We start from the raw sequence: 14,962 nt of genomic DNA, 5'->3' as shown, positions 1-14,962 counted from the left end.
AGTAGCTATTTAAAACTGAAACTGTAGAATTTACAAGGCCCTGCCGGTACTGCACCGTCAGGGCTTATTAATCTGTTTTTCGTCTGTTTTAATCTTATCTGTCTTACTCCCAACTGTTTTAATTCCATCTGTTTTAATCTCATCTGTTTTAATCTCATCTGTCTTATTCTCATTTTTGAGTTCTTTCAGCACCTCATCCAATTTCTTCACAATAATGCAGGTACAAACGATAATAATGGCTGCCAGGGCTGCCATGCCGCTGTAAACAGGATTTAGGTAGGAATTAATAAACGAATCTCCTTCCGGTTTCATCAAAGCTCCCAGTCCCGATAAAATGACAAAGTTGGAAAAGTAAAATACGGAAAAAGTAATTATGCTGATTACGGCCTCTCTCATGTTAAAAACCTCCCTGGTTCCTGTTCTGTAATCCCGCAGATGTAGTTTAACGTCTGGGTTATTTTTTATTTGTTTTATTATACCATATTAAAAACATGAGAATATGAATATTTATTGACAGATATCCGCCGATATTCTTAAAATTCCGCCCTATCCGGTGGGATTTTATCTTATTCAGGAAGAACTTATTTAGAAAGAATCTCCTATGATAGAAAAGAAAGCCAGCCGTTTCTGCGCGGCAGACTTTCTTTCTTCCTGTTCTGATTATTCTTCTTTATTTCCCATTTGTTTATAAGCCGTCCGCGTGAAATACCGAATCGGGAAGTTCAATTTCTACAAGTCCCATATAACCGGGAGCCACGTCGTATTCGTTAAAAACAAGCACCATGCGTCCCGCATCGTTGATATAGAAAGTCTGGTTCTCGTTGATTTTTTCAAAATCACTGCCCATACCGTCGTCCAGGAAGTAGGATTTGTTTTCATCTTCCTGCATGTTCTTTTGCATTACCTTCTTAGCCGCGTCGGACAGCAGGGTTACGTAGTCCGTCCCCGCCGGGAACATATCTTTCAGTTCCAGTATTGTGTCTGTTTTCTTGTCTATATTGTATATGATTGCGCTCTGGTATCCGCTGGCCATAACCTCGTCGGTCTGGATTTTCAGGGTGAAGAACCGGTTGTTGTCCGCCAGCACCTTATATTCGGTATAAAGTCCTATGTGGGCCTCTTCTCCGTCCCTCTTTACATCTTCTTCAAACTGGGCGATGATCTGGTTGGTGTAGTCTTCCACCGACTTATTTACCTGCTCGGCAGCACCGGTAATACCGGAGCCTTCACCGGCCTCAATCTTCGGGACCTCAACCTTGGCTTCCGAATTCTCATTCTGCTGCTCATAGGTACGGAATGTAACTACTTTTGTGATGGCGCCGAGCACCGGGATACGGCTCATTGCATATGCCGTTTCGGCGCTGGTATTTGCCAGAACCGTAACCACCAGAAGGGCTGCGGCCGCAGTCTGTGCGGTTCTGAGGAAATAATGGGAGGCGGTTTTCTTTCTGCCCTGTTTCCCGTTATCCTGAACCTGTTTTGAAACTTCTTTCTTTTCTGTCACTCGCTCTGTCTCCTTCTCCTGTTCCGCGCCCAGGGCGTCTTTTCCTTCCTGCATTGCCTGGAGCACTCTGCCTTTCAGTTCCGTTGGGACTTTGATTTCTTTATATTCGCGTTCCATCTGCTCCATTCTGTTATTTAATTGTGGATCCGCCATCAGGGATTCCAGTTCCTGGTTTTCATTTTCCGTGATTTCTCTTTGGTTTTTCCCCGTTTTTTTCATGAAACTGCCTCTCCTTTCATCAACTCTGTTTTCAATTTCTTCAGGCTCCTGTACAGGATGCTCTTAACGGTGTTCAGGTTGAGCTCCATATACGCGGCTATCTCCTCTAACTTCCACTCCTCACAGTATCGGAGTAAAATAATTGTTTTTTCTGTCTGCTCCAGTTGTGCCAGAGAATTTATCGTATCAAAATCACAGTATTTATCTTCTTTTGCGTCTTCGTTTTCCGAGAACAAGGGAAGTACTTTTTTCCTCTTCTCAAGCTCATCGATAGCCGTATTGATTACGATCCTGAACAGCCACGTTTTCATGTATGATTCTTCATTAAGCTGTCCGGAATTTTTGATAGCTTTAACTACGCTGTCCTGTACCACATCCAGTGCATCCGCTTCATTTTTCATATATACAAATGCCATGCGGTACATGGATTCGTAGGAAGCCAGAATTACTTCTTCAAGTTTATCCCGCATTGTCTCTTTTCTCACTTCTCTATTCTCCTTTCTTGACCGTTAGACGGCCAAAACTGCAGAAAAGTTTCAATTTTTTTATGGTTTAATATGGATTTTTCCCGAAACGCCGGGCTCGGGGTACTTTTTGTCCATATTTTCATATTCTACAATAAGACTTTAATTTATACCAGGTATCTTCTATGCATATTAATGACTATTACAATAAAGATTATGAAAATCAAGAGGTTTTATCTCAATGTTCGAAACGGCCCGCCTGTTCCGACCGGCCCCTTTGTCCGCCGTGCCAAAAGTGCTGTTCCACCGTCACCGTTGGCACGACTCTGACCGGCGCCCCCGGAACAAACGCCAGAGTCACCAATTCAGGTACTCCCTGTAATGCAGTTCTCAATTTTGAAATTCCAAGGGGCAGCACCGGGGCTACCGGGGCGGCCGGAAGCAACGGCGCTACTGGGCCGACTGGTGCTACAGGTGCAGCCGGAAGCAACGGCGCTACCGGACCGACTGGCGCTACCGGCGCAGCTCCCGAAGATGTTTTCGCATCTTTTGCAACTTTTGCTCTGCAATTTGTAAATGCCACCCAAATCCAGATGGGAACTTCAATTGCGGATCCGAGCGGCCAGATTGTATTAACGGATCTTACCAGGATTGCACTTGCACCGGGATATTATCTGATTTCGTACCACGTTTCCGCGATTCTTGCAACTCCCGGATATATGCAGATTACGCCTGCCTATAACGGAAGTCCGCACATTGAATACGGAATCTATTTTAAGACAGGCACCGACTATACAAGCGCCTATGGCTCCAACTCAATCATCATTGAAGTTTTGCAGGAAACGTTCTTTACACTGACCTATAACAGTAACGTCTCCAGCAGTGAGGGCACCGCAACGATAGCCATTCTCAAGCTCAACCGGGCTGCTTCGGGTGCAAACGCAGTGAGCGCTCTTATTTAGAAAGTTAGAAAGCAGTAAACTTCTCTGCTCCCCCGCGCTTTCTTTCACTGTCTATTACAGACAATGAATAAAGTCCGCTCCGGTTACGGGCCGGGGCGGACTTTATTCATGCCATGGAAAATTGGCGGCAGCGGCAAATTCACAGACCAGCCTTCCGCTGCTCGATTCATTTCCTCCTTTTCAGCAAGATATGTGAAGTATTTTCCTCCATAATCTGCTATTCTGAAATCAGGAGGAATTCAGATATGGATAACAATTTACTGGAAACAGCACGGGTGATAGAATATATTGAAACGCATTTACTGGAAGAAACTCTGGATTTAGAATCTGTTGCAAGGGAAATCGGCTATTCGAAGTATCATTTACACAGAATGTTTTCCTCTGTCGTCGGCCTCACACTCCATAATTACATTAAAAGACGCAGAATGACGGAGTGCGCACGAATGCTTTTGTCTACCGATTTATCCATCCAGGAAATTGCACTGTGCGCCGGCTATGATGCACAACGCTCTTTTTCCAGAAGCTTCCGAGCCATGTATCAATGCAGTCCTCAATATTATAGAAAACACGGCGATTTTCTCCCCCTTCAACTGAAATATGATATTACCAGCCGAAAGAAAATCAAAGGTGATATGATACGGGAAATTAAAATCGCAGAATTGGATGCGCTGACTCTCATTGGCTACAGCACCGTCACCGGAAAGGGATTTCAGGCCATTGGAAGATGCTGGCACAAGCTTCACAAAAACAAGTTCAGGATAAAAAACAGAGCGGACTTTTCCTTTTTAATCGGTGTCAACGATTACTCGGAATTTGAAAACGGGGACGAAAATCCGGCCTTCAGATATATTGCGGGAGCGCAGGTATCCTCCACCGAATACCTTCCCAGAGGAATGGAAGTCTTTCGGCTGCCAACCGGCAGATATGCCGTATTCCACTGGAGAGGCAAAAATGAAGATAGTCTGCAGCCGGTTGCGGAGTATGTCTATCAGGAATGGTTTCCCCATTCAACCTGCCGGTTTAGTGAAAATAACCCCTATGATTTTGTCCGGTACGGAGAGGAAACCGACGAACGCGGGGAAAATGAAATCCAATACTGGATTCCTATCGCATAAGGCAGCCGGAGCATCATATCAACGCTCCCAATACTTCTCAATTTTCCTAAGAATCCTGTCCGGCGGCTCTTTTCTCACCGAAGTATTCGTACAGACAAATTTTCCGCCGCATTTCATTCCTGATGTTTTGAAAAATTCCTTCATCGCCCGCAGTGCCCCGCTGCTTTGGCCGCATAACACGGAGAAAGGAAACGGGGTGTTGCAGGCCGTCATGAGGATATACTTCTGTTCTCCCGACAGCCGCGGCTTCGGAAAGGTGCAGGTCTCTTCCATCGCAACGCCCAGAAGGCGGTCAAACATATTTTTTACCGCGGCAGGGACATTCGCCCAGTAAACGGGAGCCGCAAGAATAACCGTGTCACACTCCTGCAGAAGGGCTGCTATCTCCCGAATATCATCGTTCCGGACACACATTCCTGAGGTAAGACAGGAACGGCAGCCGCTGCAAAATTCAATATGTTTCTCGTACAGATTTATCTTATCCACTTTCCAGCCATTGCGTTCTGCGGCATTTACCGCGCACTCCAGCATCTTCGACGTTATCCCGTTTCTGCGTGGACTCCCTGCAATGGCCAGCACTCTCCTGTCGTTCATCCGCTCTCCTCCCTGCTCATCAGCCTGTTTTCAAAATGGACCGGTAAAGCGTATCATAACCGTAATCTAAAAATTCCTGTTTGGAAAGCTGAAGGTTTCGGCTGATGTAAGCTTCTTTATTCGCAGCCGTCTGTATCAGGCCGGAGAGCATCCCCCAGAAAGAAAATATAGTTGCCATGACCTCTATTTCCTCCCTCAGCTCCCCCTCCCGGATTCCATCATTTATAAATTCTTTCAGTTCTTCATTCAGCAGTTCTCCGACGCGGTACGTCTCCAGTTCTTCCGGCAAAAAATCCCGGCCGTCAAAATCAATATTGATCGTATCTAAAGCCATCTTAAAATAGAATGGAAATTCTTCCTGGTACTGCTGCAGCGCCCGGCAGATTAAATCGTATCTGCGCCGTGTGCTTTTCTCTTTCCTGAGGGCAGAATTTATACAGCCGTGCAGTTTTTGCATACTCTCAAGGGCAAGTATGCCTGCAATCTCTTCCTTATTTTTGAAATACACATACAGTGTTGCCTTACTGTATCCCGATTTTTCTGCAATTTCATCCATTGACGTCGCCTCAATGCCCTTTCCGGCAAACAGCGCTCCGGCTGCGGAAGCAATTGCCTCGCGGTGAACACTTCCCGGTTCTTTTTTTCTCCGTCCCATCAAAGCCTCCATTAATTAAACTGATAGTTTAATTTTATCCGTCTTATCGATGCCTGTCAACCCCTATCTTTAAACCGGCGGACATTTTTATTCAGCCACTCACAAAACTTGTTCAATTTTCATATAGTATATTGAACAGAAAAAAAGCCATCCAAGTGAGAGCTTCTTATTCCTGACTAAAATTTAAAGTAAGGAGATAACACTATGTATTTAAATAATTCAAACGGAATGAATCATTCCAACTACTCCGATTATAATTCGGACGGAGATTCATTTGAAGGACGCCGCTGTCCGGAACCGGACACGGCTGACTATAGATGCGGCTGTGGCGGCTGCGGATGCAATTGTTGCGGCCGTGGACCGACCGGACCAAGGGGACCGCGTGGGTGCCCAGGACCACAGGGACCTCAGGGACCAAGAGGACCGCAGGGACCTCAGGGGCCGAGAGGGCCGCAGGGACCTCAGGGACCAAGAGGATTCCAGGGACCTCAGGGTATGGTAGGACCGACAGGCGCCATGGGACCTCAGGGCTATGTCGGACCGACCGGACCACGGGGACCTATGGGACCGACCGGAGTAACGGGAGCCACTGGCGCTACCGGCGCTACGGGTGCTAACGGTATGAACGGCGCTATGGGACCGACCGGACCGACTGGTGCTGCCGGTATGAACGGCGCTATGGGACCGACCGGACCAACCGGTGCTACAGGCGCTGCCGGCGCCAATGGTGCTAATGGCGCTACCGGCGCTACCGGCGCTCAGGGACCTGCAGGACGTACGGGTGCTACAGGTGCTACGGGTGCCACGGGCGCTACCGGTGCTACGGGCGCTGCCGGTGCTACGGGCGCTGCCGGTGCCAATGGTGCTAATGGTGCTACGGGCGCTACCGGTGCTCAGGGCCCCGCAGGACCTACCGGCGCTACGGGCGCAAATGGTGCCAACGGCGCTCAGGGCCCCGCAGGACCTACCGGTGCTACAGGCGCTGCCGGTGCCAACGGTGCTACAGGCGCTACAGGTGCTACAGGTGCTACGGGCGCTGCCGGTGCCAATGGTGCTAACGGTGCTACGGGCGCTACCGGTGCCACGGGTGCTACCGGTGCCAACGGTGCTGCAGGGCCAACAGGACCTACCGGTGCCACGGGTGCCAACGGCGCTATGGGCGCCACGGGACCAACCGGTGCTAACGGTGTTACAGGACCAACAGGACCTACCGGCGCGAACGGCGCTACCGGGCCTACAGGACCTACCGGTGCCACGGGTGCCAACGGCGCAAACGGCGCTGCAGGACCTACAGGTGCTACGGGCGCTACCGGTGCTAATGGTGCCAATGGTGCTGTTGGACCGACAGGGCCTACCGGTGCTACAGGTGCCAACGGCGCTGCAGGCGCTACGGGTGCCACAGGTGCCAGAGGTGCTACAGGCGCTACGGGTGCTACCGGTGCCATAGGTGCTACAGGCGCAACAGGCGCAAACGGCTTAAACGGTGCTACCGGACCTACAGGACCTACGGGTGCCACAGGCGCAACCGGTGCCACAGGCGCTACGGGTGCTACCGGTGCCGCTGCTACCATCACCATCGGAACCGTAACCACAGGCGAACCTGGTACAGACGCGCAGGTTACCAACTCCGGCACGGACCAGAATGCCATCTTTAACTTTGTAATCCCACGCGGCGCGACGGGATGCTGCTGCTGTTGCCCGAGTATGCTGGCTGCGGTTGATACCGACTCTCAGTCACCGGCAGATCAGGGCGCCCTTGTATTTACCGATACGCCTATTGTTTCGGGCAGCGGAATCTACCATCAGCCGGGCAGCTCTGTAGTGGAAATCACGGAATCCGGCATCTATCAGGCCTTCTTCCACAGCACGATCTCGGTTGATTCCTGCACTCCAATTCCTGCTTCTGCCCTGGTACGGCTCTATCTCAACGGTTATCCGATACCCGGTGCCTCAGCACGGCGCACCATTACTTCTACAAACGAAGTTGCCACCATATCTTTCGACGTAGCATTCCCGGTTAACAATCCGATTGCCTACCTGGAAGTTATTGTTGATAACGCCGGATTTACTTTCTCCGATTCTGCGCTTACCGTCATAAGACTTGGAAATCTGTGTTACGCAGATGCGCAGTAATCCCGGGCTATAACCTGCACGCTTCGCGCACAGCTCACCGTAATCAATATGTAAAACACTCTCCGAAATTTTTTATTACCAGACACTGAGCGGGTAAGACGTACGCCACACATTTTACCCTGTTAATATAGAAAGCAGACAAAAAGTCCTTTCACCACCGCTATGAAACAATGAAAAGCATGTTCTGCGGACTTTTCATTGACAAACAATAAAATATGCCATATTGCAGTTCTGCCGCCAGTCTGCAATATGGCATTTACATTAAACGATATGTAGCCGTTTATAAAATCGGCAGATATCCCAGCAGAAGACCTGCACCCATGAATATCACAAAGATACCGATACACCATTTGAAAATATATCCCTGGTACTCGGCCAGTGAGATTTCCGTCATATCCATCAGCAGATAAATAAACGGCACCAGCGGACTCAGGAAATGGAACGCCTGCCCCATCAGGGCTGCAAAGCCAATCTGGAGATCGGTGAAGCCGTATGCCTGTGCGGTAGCGGCCAGAGGCGGTAATACGCCGTAATAAAATGCGTCATTGTTAAGAAGATATGTACCGGGTGCGCTGACTACGGCAATGATAACTGCAAAATAACGTCCCAGTGATTCCGGAATTACCGATACAAGGAGCTGCGCAATGGCATTGGACATGCCTGCGTCTTCCGGTCCGTTTAAAACTCCCATCAGTACGCCTGCTCCCAGAACCATCATAACAACGCTGATCATATCGGGCGCCAGAGAACTGATGACCTTTCTCTGCGTTTTCTGGACCGGATAGTTTACCACCAGCGCAATCGCGGTGCCCACACCGAAGAGAATGGCCGAAGACGCGAGCCCCATAATCAGGGATGCGATAATGGCTGCCGTCAGGATTACGTTAAACAGAATCAGTTTCGGACGTTTCCATTCACGCTCTTCACCGGAAATCTCAACCGTATTTACCGAGTTGGTGACATTTGCAATGCCCAGTCTTTTGCGTTCTTTTAATCCCAGATAATATGAAACTCCGATTACATAGATTGCCGACAGAGCCATACCCGGCACAAGCGGAGCAAGAATCTCTCCGGCATCCAGGTTCATAACCGACATCACGCGGGCGGTCGGGCCTCCCCACGGAATCAGGTTCATGATACAGTTCTGAAGAATAATCAGGTTGGCAAGATAAATCTTTTTGATTTTCAGCCTGTTGTAAATCGGTATCATCGCGGTACAGCAAATCATTACCGTTGTCGTTCCGTCGCCGTCAAGAGATACAAAAGCGGCGAGAACGGCCGTTCCGACGAGAACCTTAAGCGGGTCTCCCTTACACCAGGCGACCACCCGGTCAACCATTGGATCAAACATACCGGCGGTGAGCATAACCCCAAAATACAGAATAGCAAATGTCATCATTGCAAATGTAGACGCAACGCTCTTGATTCCGTCCATGGCATACTTAAGCGTATCCCATCCATACCCCGCCAGCAGGCCGAAGACAATCGGCACCAGTATTAAAGACGTGAACGGACTCAATTTTTTGGCCATAATTAACGCCATAAAGACAACGATCATGGCTAACCCCAGAAAAGCTAAAGACATAACATACTCCTCCTTTTATTCATTTGCTTCTTTTGTTCCTTTACTGCCATTCTATTCCGCGCTTCTTAATATCTCGTGAAAAAGTCTTAATAAACATTCACATTTTAGTCGGATTGGCCACTCTTAGCGGAAAATTAACGGGACGTTTCTGCTATTTTTCTTATAATAAGAATAAGTAAATGAAAGGAAAGGTGGAAATTTATGTCGGACGGAACCGTATTGATAGTAGACGACGAACCTGCGATACGCAAGCTGCTTTCGAGAGTGGCTTCAAACTGCGGCTATGACGCTGTCACCGCATCAAACGGCCATGAGGCGATCATCATGAGCCGCGACAGCAAAGTAAACCTGATCCTTCTGGATATTATGATGAATGGAAATGATGAGGGGTTTGAGGTAATCCGCCGCCTGAGGGCTGCCGGCAACGAGATTCCCATTATCGTCCTGAGCGGACGCACAGAAGACTTCGATACGCTGTACGGCCTGGATATCGGCGCCGACGATTATATCGGCAAGCCCTTTAACCCTGTCGTGCTGGGTGCGAAGATGAAGGCCCTTATCAGGAGGGATCAGAAAGCCTCCCGCTCCGTTCCGGACTTCATCACCGCCGGACCATTCCGGTATAACAGCATGTCAATGGAACTGTTTAAGGAGGACCGCCGTATCCCGCTCTCCTCCAGGGAAAATGTCCTGATGAAACTGTTCCTCTGCAATGCAGGCCGCGTTTTTACAAAAGAACAGCTCTATGAACAGGTCTGGAACAGTTCTGTCGTAGATAAAAATACCATTATGGTCTACATAAGCCATCTTCGGAACAAGATTGAGGAAGATCCAAAAAATCCCAGATATCTGAAAACGGTATGGGGCCTCGGATACAAATTCTCAGCTAAAAAATAACAACTTACCCGCGTATTCAGAAATGGAACTGTCTGTTCCGGCCGCTGCCTCTATTTTATATAGGCAGCGGCCATTTTATTGCTATTTTATTGTTGCATAGAAAGTACTTATACCATAGAATAGAACTAATATGGTAAAATCTATCTATTATTGGTAAAACATGTTACATCAACTGTCACGAACCACTCCTGCAAAAGAAAGGATGCAACTTTATGTTGGAGCATTTTAAAGATATACAGAAAATACAGGAACTCCTGCACGCGGCCCAGACCGGACTCTGGGCTATCGAACTGGATGAGGGCAGGGCGCCCAGAATGTACGCCGACAATGCAATGCTTTACCTGCTGGGCTTTCATGAGACACCGTCCCCCGAGGAATGTTACCGCGCCTGGTATGAACGCATTGACAGCGATTATTATGACTATGTCCAGGCCGCCGTGGAAAAAATGATTTTTGATGAGCGGGCCGAGGTACAGTATCCCTGGAAGCACCCGGAATGGGGCGAGATTTTTATAAGATGCGGCGGCATGCGGGACTGGAGCTATACGGACGGCGTCTGTCTGCGCGGCTATCATCAGAACATCACCAACACGGTTATGATGAAAAAAGAATACGACATCATCGTCCAGACTCTCGGCGAAAGTTACACCGGCATTTTCCTGTGTAATTTAAATGATCAGACTTTTAAAACAATTAAAATCTCAGACCGCCTGAAAGAAATGGCACGGGACGCTGCAAATTTCGGAAAGCTGTTCCGCCTGTACGCCATGGAAGACGTCGCCATTCCATACCGGCCGCTGATTACCGATTTGGCTAATCCAGAGTATATTGCCCGCAGGCTCTCCCACGGTGAAAAACAGTTTGAACTGCTTTTCAGGAATGTGGCCGGAGGATGGAGACGCATTAAGATACTTCCTGTAACGGATTTTTCCGAACAGCATCCCTGGGTGATCGCCGCCTTCGATGAACAGGACGATAAACAGGAGGCCCAGATGCGGGAGGACGTACTTTCCACGCTCTGCCAATGCTACTATTCCATTTATCTGTTCGATCTCGACAACAACATCGAAGAGGCCATCTGGCAGGAAGATTTCATCCGTGAAAGCAATGATTTTCCAAAGGGAAGTCTCAGCGTCTATTATGATAAATTTGTCCGGAACTTTGTATGTGAAGAGGATCAGGAAAAAATGTTCCGCGCCGGCAGCCCTGAATTTCTCAGGAAGACTCTGTCCCCGCAGCAGCCTGTCTACGATGTGGACTTCAGGCGTATTTACCCGGAAGGCCTCTTCTGGGTCCGCTCCCGTTTCAGTATTGCGGAGATGACGGACGGACGGGTGAGCAAGGTGATTTTTGCGAATATGCAGATACAGGATCAGAAGCTCAAGGAACTGGAGGAGGAACAGCAGAAAAAGCTGTATTTTGAACTGCAGAATATTATCCAGGGACTTTCCGCATTCTACCAGTCCGTGTTTTACGTCGATCTGTCCGAGGAAACCTTCCAGCATTTCAATATCATGGACGACATAGCGTCCCGGCTTAACGGCGATACCGGTTTTGACAGCCTGAAAGCCGTTTTATGCGACTTTGTCCACGAAGAGGACCGGGAACTTTTTGCCAAAAAGTTTTCGCTCGATGAGATCCGCAGAAGAATATCGGGCGGCGAGACGATTTATTCCTTTGAATACCGCAGAAAATACGGTGATTCCTGCGGCTGGATGCGCATGCATGTCATCCTGGCCGAAAGCCGCGCAGGCATGCCGATCAAAGCAGTTCTGGCCTCCCACAGCGTGGATGAGGAAAAGGAGCTGGAAGAGCAGAACCGCAAAGCCCTGATTGCCGCCTATGAGACGGCCAAACAGGCCAACGAAGCCAAAAGCAATTTCCTTGCCCAGATGTCCCACGATATCAGGACACCGTTAAATGCCATCACGGGAATGACGTCCATCGCCATGTCCCAGGCCGGAAACCCGGAAAAAACAAAAGACTGCCTGCAGAAAATTTCCCTTTCCAGCTACCATCTGCTGGAACTGATTAACGACGTGCTGGATATGTCTAAAATAGAAAAAGGAAAGCTGGAACTCTCGGAAGAACCGTTCTCCCTGCGGGAACTGATGGAGAACGTGAACTCCATCCTCTCTTCCCAGGCCTCCGCTAAAAACCAGGGGATTATTTTCCATACGGCGGAGCTGGCCCACGATCATCTGCTGGGGGATGCCGGCCGAATCAGGCAGGTTCTGATCAATCTTCTCACAAATTCGGTCAAATACACGCCGGAGGATGGGACGATTATTGTCACCGCACAGGAGGTGTCCCCGCGTCTTCCTGGATACGGCTCTTTTGTTTTCACCGTGGAAGACAATGGAATCGGCATGTCAAAAGACTTTTTAAATTACATATTCGTTCCCTTTTCCAGGGCGGAGGAGGCCAAATCCTGCCATATCCAGGGCACCGGACTTGGAATGCCCATTGCCCTCGGGATTGTTACCGCCATGCAGGGCAATATCCAGGTGGAAAGCATGCCGGGAAAAGGGAGCCGTTTTATTGTCACGCTCAACTTAAAGATTGCCGAACCGCTCTCCGTAAAGCAGGCCGGTCCCGAATTTACCCCCGCTCTTTCCTCCTCTTCCGATTTATCGGAAATCAGGAAAATCGCCGCCGGAAAACACCTGCTGCTGGCGGAGGATAATCCGTTAAACATGGAGATTGCCCAGACCATCCTTACGGACGCCGGTTTCAAGGTAGACGGCGCATTCAACGGTGAGGAAGCGCTCCGGCAATTCCTGGACTCCGAACCCGGCACCTACGATGCAATCCTTATGGATCTTCAGATGCCCGTCATGGACGGTTATACGGCCACCCGCAAAATCAGAGCCAGCTCACACCCACAGGCCGCCGATATTCTCATTATCGCACTGACGGCCAACGCCTTTGCCGAAGATATCACCAAGGCCCTGACCGCGGGAATGAACGACCATGTGGCAAAACCGATCGATTACAGGCAGCTATTTGAACTCCTGACCCGGTAGAACAAGTAAGTGTCCTGCCCGGAGGGCTTTTTATATCATAGGAACGCTTTCCTATGATATGAAAAAGCCCTGTGCCGTTTGGCACAGGGCTAAATCAATTAGGAATTCGGATTTCAAAAAGGTTAAAGGATTTAATTCGTTTGTATCGTGCATTTATTATGTTTATAGTATAGCACCCTTCTCAGGAAAATGTTTGTATTCTCTTTGAATAAATTATGAAGACTTTCTTAATATTGCACTTTCGACTGCAATAAAAATGCCTTTTTCTGCATTATAGCAGAAAATAAATTCATTTTCAGGCTCAACCCTTTTTAAACATATCGCAGAAATCGAAGGTTGCAAAATAATCTTCCGGTGTTTCTTCCCGTCTGATCATCTGCACGGAGCCGTCCTCTTTGAGCAGCAGCTCTGCCGATCTCAGCTTTCCATTGTAATTGTATCCCATGGAGAATCCATGGGCTCCCGTATCGTGGATGACCAGCATATCTCCCGGCTGGATTTCAGGGAGCATTCTGTCAATCGCAAACTTATCGTTATTTTCGCAGAGGGAACCAACCACATCGTATTTGTGATCACACGGTTGATCTTCTTTTCCCATCACGGTAATATGATGATAAGCGCCGTACATGGCCGGACGCATCAGGTTCACGGCACAGGCGTCTACTCCGATATATTCTTTGTGTGTATGTTTTTCATGGATGGCAGTTGTCACAAGGCAGCCGTAAGGCGCCAGCATGAAACGTCCCAGCTCCGTATAAAGGGCCACATCGCCCATCCCGGCCGGTACGAGAACTTCCTCGTACACCTTTCTCACACCTTCGCCGATGGCAAAAATATCATTCGCCTCCTGGCCGGGACGGTAAGGAATTCCCACGCCTCCCGACAGGTTGATGAAACGGATATCGGCTCCCGTCTCCTCTTTCAGCTTTACCGCTACCTCAAACAGGATTTTTGCAAGCATAGGATAGTATTCATTGGTCACCGTGTTGCTGGCGAGGAATGCATGGATTCCAAAATGCTTTGCCCCTTTTGCCTTTAATACCTTAAACGCCTCAAAAAGCTGTTCCGTGGTCATACCGTATTTGGAGTCTCCCGGGTTATCCATAATATCATTGCTGATCTTGAACAGGCCGCCCGGATTATAACGGCAGCTTATGGCCTCCGGAATCGCTCCGATGGTCTTCTCCAGAAAATCGATATGGGTAAAATCATCCAGGTTAATGACGGCCCCCAGCTCACTGGCCAGTTTAAATTCTTCCGGAGGAGTGTCGTTGGAAGAGAACATGATTTTCTCCCCTTCAAAATTCATGGCCTGAGCCATCATAAGTTCGGTCAGGGAAGAACAGTCCACTCCGCTTCCCGTCTTTTTAAGAATATCGATGATAAACGGGTTCGGGGTTGCTTTCACCGCAAAATACTCCCTGAATCCCTTATTCCATGCAAATGCCTTGTTCAAACGCTCTGAATTCTCCCTAATTCCTTTCTCATCATAGAGATGGAACGGAGTGGGATATGTCTTTATAATCTCCTGAAGCTGCTCCAGTGTGACAAATGGTTTCTTTTCCATTGCGGTATCCTCCCTTGTATCTGTCAAAATATATTTTTCTGCCTGCATGTACGTTTCCGCTGATACGTAAAAAGAGCCTGAACCGGTTCCGGAAACTGATTTTCCTGAATTCGGGGCAGACTCCATTGTCCTGATATTATTTATACACCATTTTTCCGGATTGATCAACCTGTATTCCTGGAAAATAAGGGATTTAATTGAGGAATGAGAACGCCGCCGGGACGGTCGGGGTTCGGGATGG

Annotated in this window: 12 protein-coding genes; 5 read left to right on the top strand and 7 right to left on the bottom strand. The window is 48.7% G+C overall.

Features of this window, described 5'->3' with window-relative positions:
• Positions 1-57 precede the first annotated feature (57 nt).
• From QZT18_RS13310 to QZT18_RS13300, 3 genes are all read right to left on the bottom strand, one after another.
• Positions 58-396 carry a hypothetical protein gene (locus tag QZT18_RS13310; RefSeq protein ID WP_294148486.1) on the bottom strand — a complete coding sequence of 113 codons (339 nt, stop codon included), beginning with the start codon at positions 394-396 and terminating at the stop codon, positions 58-60.
• Positions 397-685: 289 nt separating this feature from the next.
• On the bottom strand, positions 686-1,723 hold the full coding sequence (locus QZT18_RS13305) for an RsiV family protein (RefSeq protein WP_294148485.1): 1,038 nt from the start codon (positions 1,721-1,723) through the stop codon (positions 686-688).
• Positions 1,720-2,208, bottom strand: a complete 489-nt coding sequence (locus tag QZT18_RS13300) for a sigma-70 family RNA polymerase sigma factor (RefSeq protein WP_294148484.1) — start codon at positions 2,206-2,208, stop codon at positions 1,720-1,722. Before QZT18_RS13300 ends, QZT18_RS13305 begins: the two co-directional genes overlap by 4 nt.
• A 164-nt stretch (positions 2,209-2,372) precedes the next feature.
• On the opposite strand from QZT18_RS13300, the gene QZT18_RS13295 reads away from it, so the two are divergent.
• Together QZT18_RS13295 and QZT18_RS13290 are read left to right on the top strand one after the other, a co-directional pair.
• Positions 2,373-3,149 carry a collagen-like protein gene (locus QZT18_RS13295; protein WP_294148483.1) on the top strand — a complete coding sequence of 259 codons (777 nt, stop codon included), beginning with the start codon at positions 2,373-2,375 and terminating at the stop codon, positions 3,147-3,149.
• Between the two features lie 245 nt (positions 3,150-3,394).
• Entirely contained in the window at positions 3,395-4,264 is an 870-nt protein-coding gene (locus tag QZT18_RS13290; RefSeq protein WP_294148482.1) for an AraC family transcriptional regulator, read from the top strand.
• Positions 4,265-4,282: 18 nt separating this feature from the next.
• Here QZT18_RS13290 and QZT18_RS13285 read toward each other — a convergent pair whose 3' ends face one another.
• Together QZT18_RS13285 and QZT18_RS13280 are read right to left on the bottom strand one after the other, a co-directional pair.
• Positions 4,283-4,858 (bottom strand): flavodoxin family protein, encoded by a 576-nt coding sequence (locus tag QZT18_RS13285; RefSeq protein ID WP_294148481.1) that lies wholly within the window; start codon positions 4,856-4,858, stop codon positions 4,283-4,285.
• A 19-nt stretch (positions 4,859-4,877) separates the two neighbouring features.
• A complete protein-coding gene (locus QZT18_RS13280) occupies positions 4,878-5,513 on the bottom strand; it encodes a TetR/AcrR family transcriptional regulator (protein WP_294148480.1) in 636 nt (211 codons plus the stop codon).
• A 204-nt stretch (positions 5,514-5,717) separates the two neighbouring features.
• On the opposite strand from QZT18_RS13280, the gene QZT18_RS13275 reads away from it, so the two are divergent.
• The gene (locus tag QZT18_RS13275) at positions 5,718-7,646 is read left to right on the top strand and encodes a collagen-like protein (protein ID WP_294148479.1); all 1,929 of its coding nucleotides are present in this window, start codon (positions 5,718-5,720) and stop codon (positions 7,644-7,646) included.
• A 280-nt stretch (positions 7,647-7,926) separates the two neighbouring features.
• Here QZT18_RS13275 and QZT18_RS13270 read toward each other — a convergent pair whose 3' ends face one another.
• Positions 7,927-9,231: a CitMHS family transporter gene (locus tag QZT18_RS13270; protein WP_294148478.1), complete on the bottom strand. Its 1,305-nt coding sequence runs from the start codon at positions 9,229-9,231 to the stop codon at positions 7,927-7,929.
• Positions 9,232-9,432: 201 nt separating this feature from the next.
• Here QZT18_RS13270 and QZT18_RS13265 point away from each other — a divergent pair, with 201 nt between their 5' ends.
• Both QZT18_RS13265 and QZT18_RS13260 read left to right on the top strand, forming a co-directional pair.
• Entirely contained in the window at positions 9,433-10,128 is a 696-nt protein-coding gene (locus QZT18_RS13265; RefSeq protein WP_294148477.1) for a response regulator transcription factor, read from the top strand.
• Between the two features lie 212 nt (positions 10,129-10,340).
• On the top strand, positions 10,341-13,154 hold the full coding sequence (locus tag QZT18_RS13260) for an ATP-binding protein (protein ID WP_294148476.1): 2,814 nt from the start codon (positions 10,341-10,343) through the stop codon (positions 13,152-13,154).
• Between the two features lie 301 nt (positions 13,155-13,455).
• On the opposite strand, the gene QZT18_RS13255 is transcribed toward QZT18_RS13260, so the two are convergent.
• Positions 13,456-14,721 carry a diaminopimelate decarboxylase gene (locus tag QZT18_RS13255; RefSeq protein WP_294148475.1) on the bottom strand — a complete coding sequence of 422 codons (1,266 nt, stop codon included), beginning with the start codon at positions 14,719-14,721 and terminating at the stop codon, positions 13,456-13,458.
• Positions 14,722-14,962: the final 241 nt, after the last annotated feature.

The organism is uncultured Clostridium sp. (assembly GCF_900547735.1).
GTDB lineage: Bacteria > Bacillota > Clostridia > Lachnospirales > Lachnospiraceae > Otoolea.
Note: the sequence above shows the minus strand (reverse complement) of the source record. Positions and strands in the feature narration are given on the sequence as shown.

Bases quoted from the DNA above. Each gene is read 5' to 3' on its own strand.
- QZT18_RS13310 (WP_294148486.1), bottom strand. From the start codon at position 396: ATGAGAGAGGCCGTAATCAGCATAATTACTTTTTCCGTATTTTACTTT.
- QZT18_RS13305 (WP_294148485.1), bottom strand. From the start codon at position 1,723: ATGAAAAAAACGGGGAAAAACCAAAGAGAAATCACGGAAAATGAAAAC.
- QZT18_RS13295 (WP_294148483.1), top strand. From the start codon at position 2,373: ATGCATATTAATGACTATTACAATAAAGATTATGAAAATCAAGAGGTT.
- QZT18_RS13290 (WP_294148482.1), top strand. From the start codon at position 3,395: ATGGATAACAATTTACTGGAAACAGCACGGGTGATAGAATATATTGAA.
- QZT18_RS13285 (WP_294148481.1), bottom strand. From the start codon at position 4,858: ATGAACGACAGGAGAGTGCTGGCCATTGCAGGGAGTCCACGCAGAAAC.
- QZT18_RS13280 (WP_294148480.1), bottom strand. From the start codon at position 5,513: ATGGGACGGAGAAAAAAAGAACCGGGAAGTGTTCACCGCGAGGCAATT.
- QZT18_RS13275 (WP_294148479.1), top strand. From the start codon at position 5,718: ATGTATTTAAATAATTCAAACGGAATGAATCATTCCAACTACTCCGAT.
- QZT18_RS13270 (WP_294148478.1), bottom strand. From the start codon at position 9,231: ATGTCTTTAGCTTTTCTGGGGTTAGCCATGATCGTTGTCTTTATGGCG.
- QZT18_RS13265 (WP_294148477.1), top strand. From the start codon at position 9,433: ATGTCGGACGGAACCGTATTGATAGTAGACGACGAACCTGCGATACGC.
- QZT18_RS13260 (WP_294148476.1), top strand. From the start codon at position 10,341: ATGTTGGAGCATTTTAAAGATATACAGAAAATACAGGAACTCCTGCAC.
- QZT18_RS13255 (WP_294148475.1), bottom strand. From the start codon at position 14,721: ATGGAAAAGAAACCATTTGTCACACTGGAGCAGCTTCAGGAGATTATA.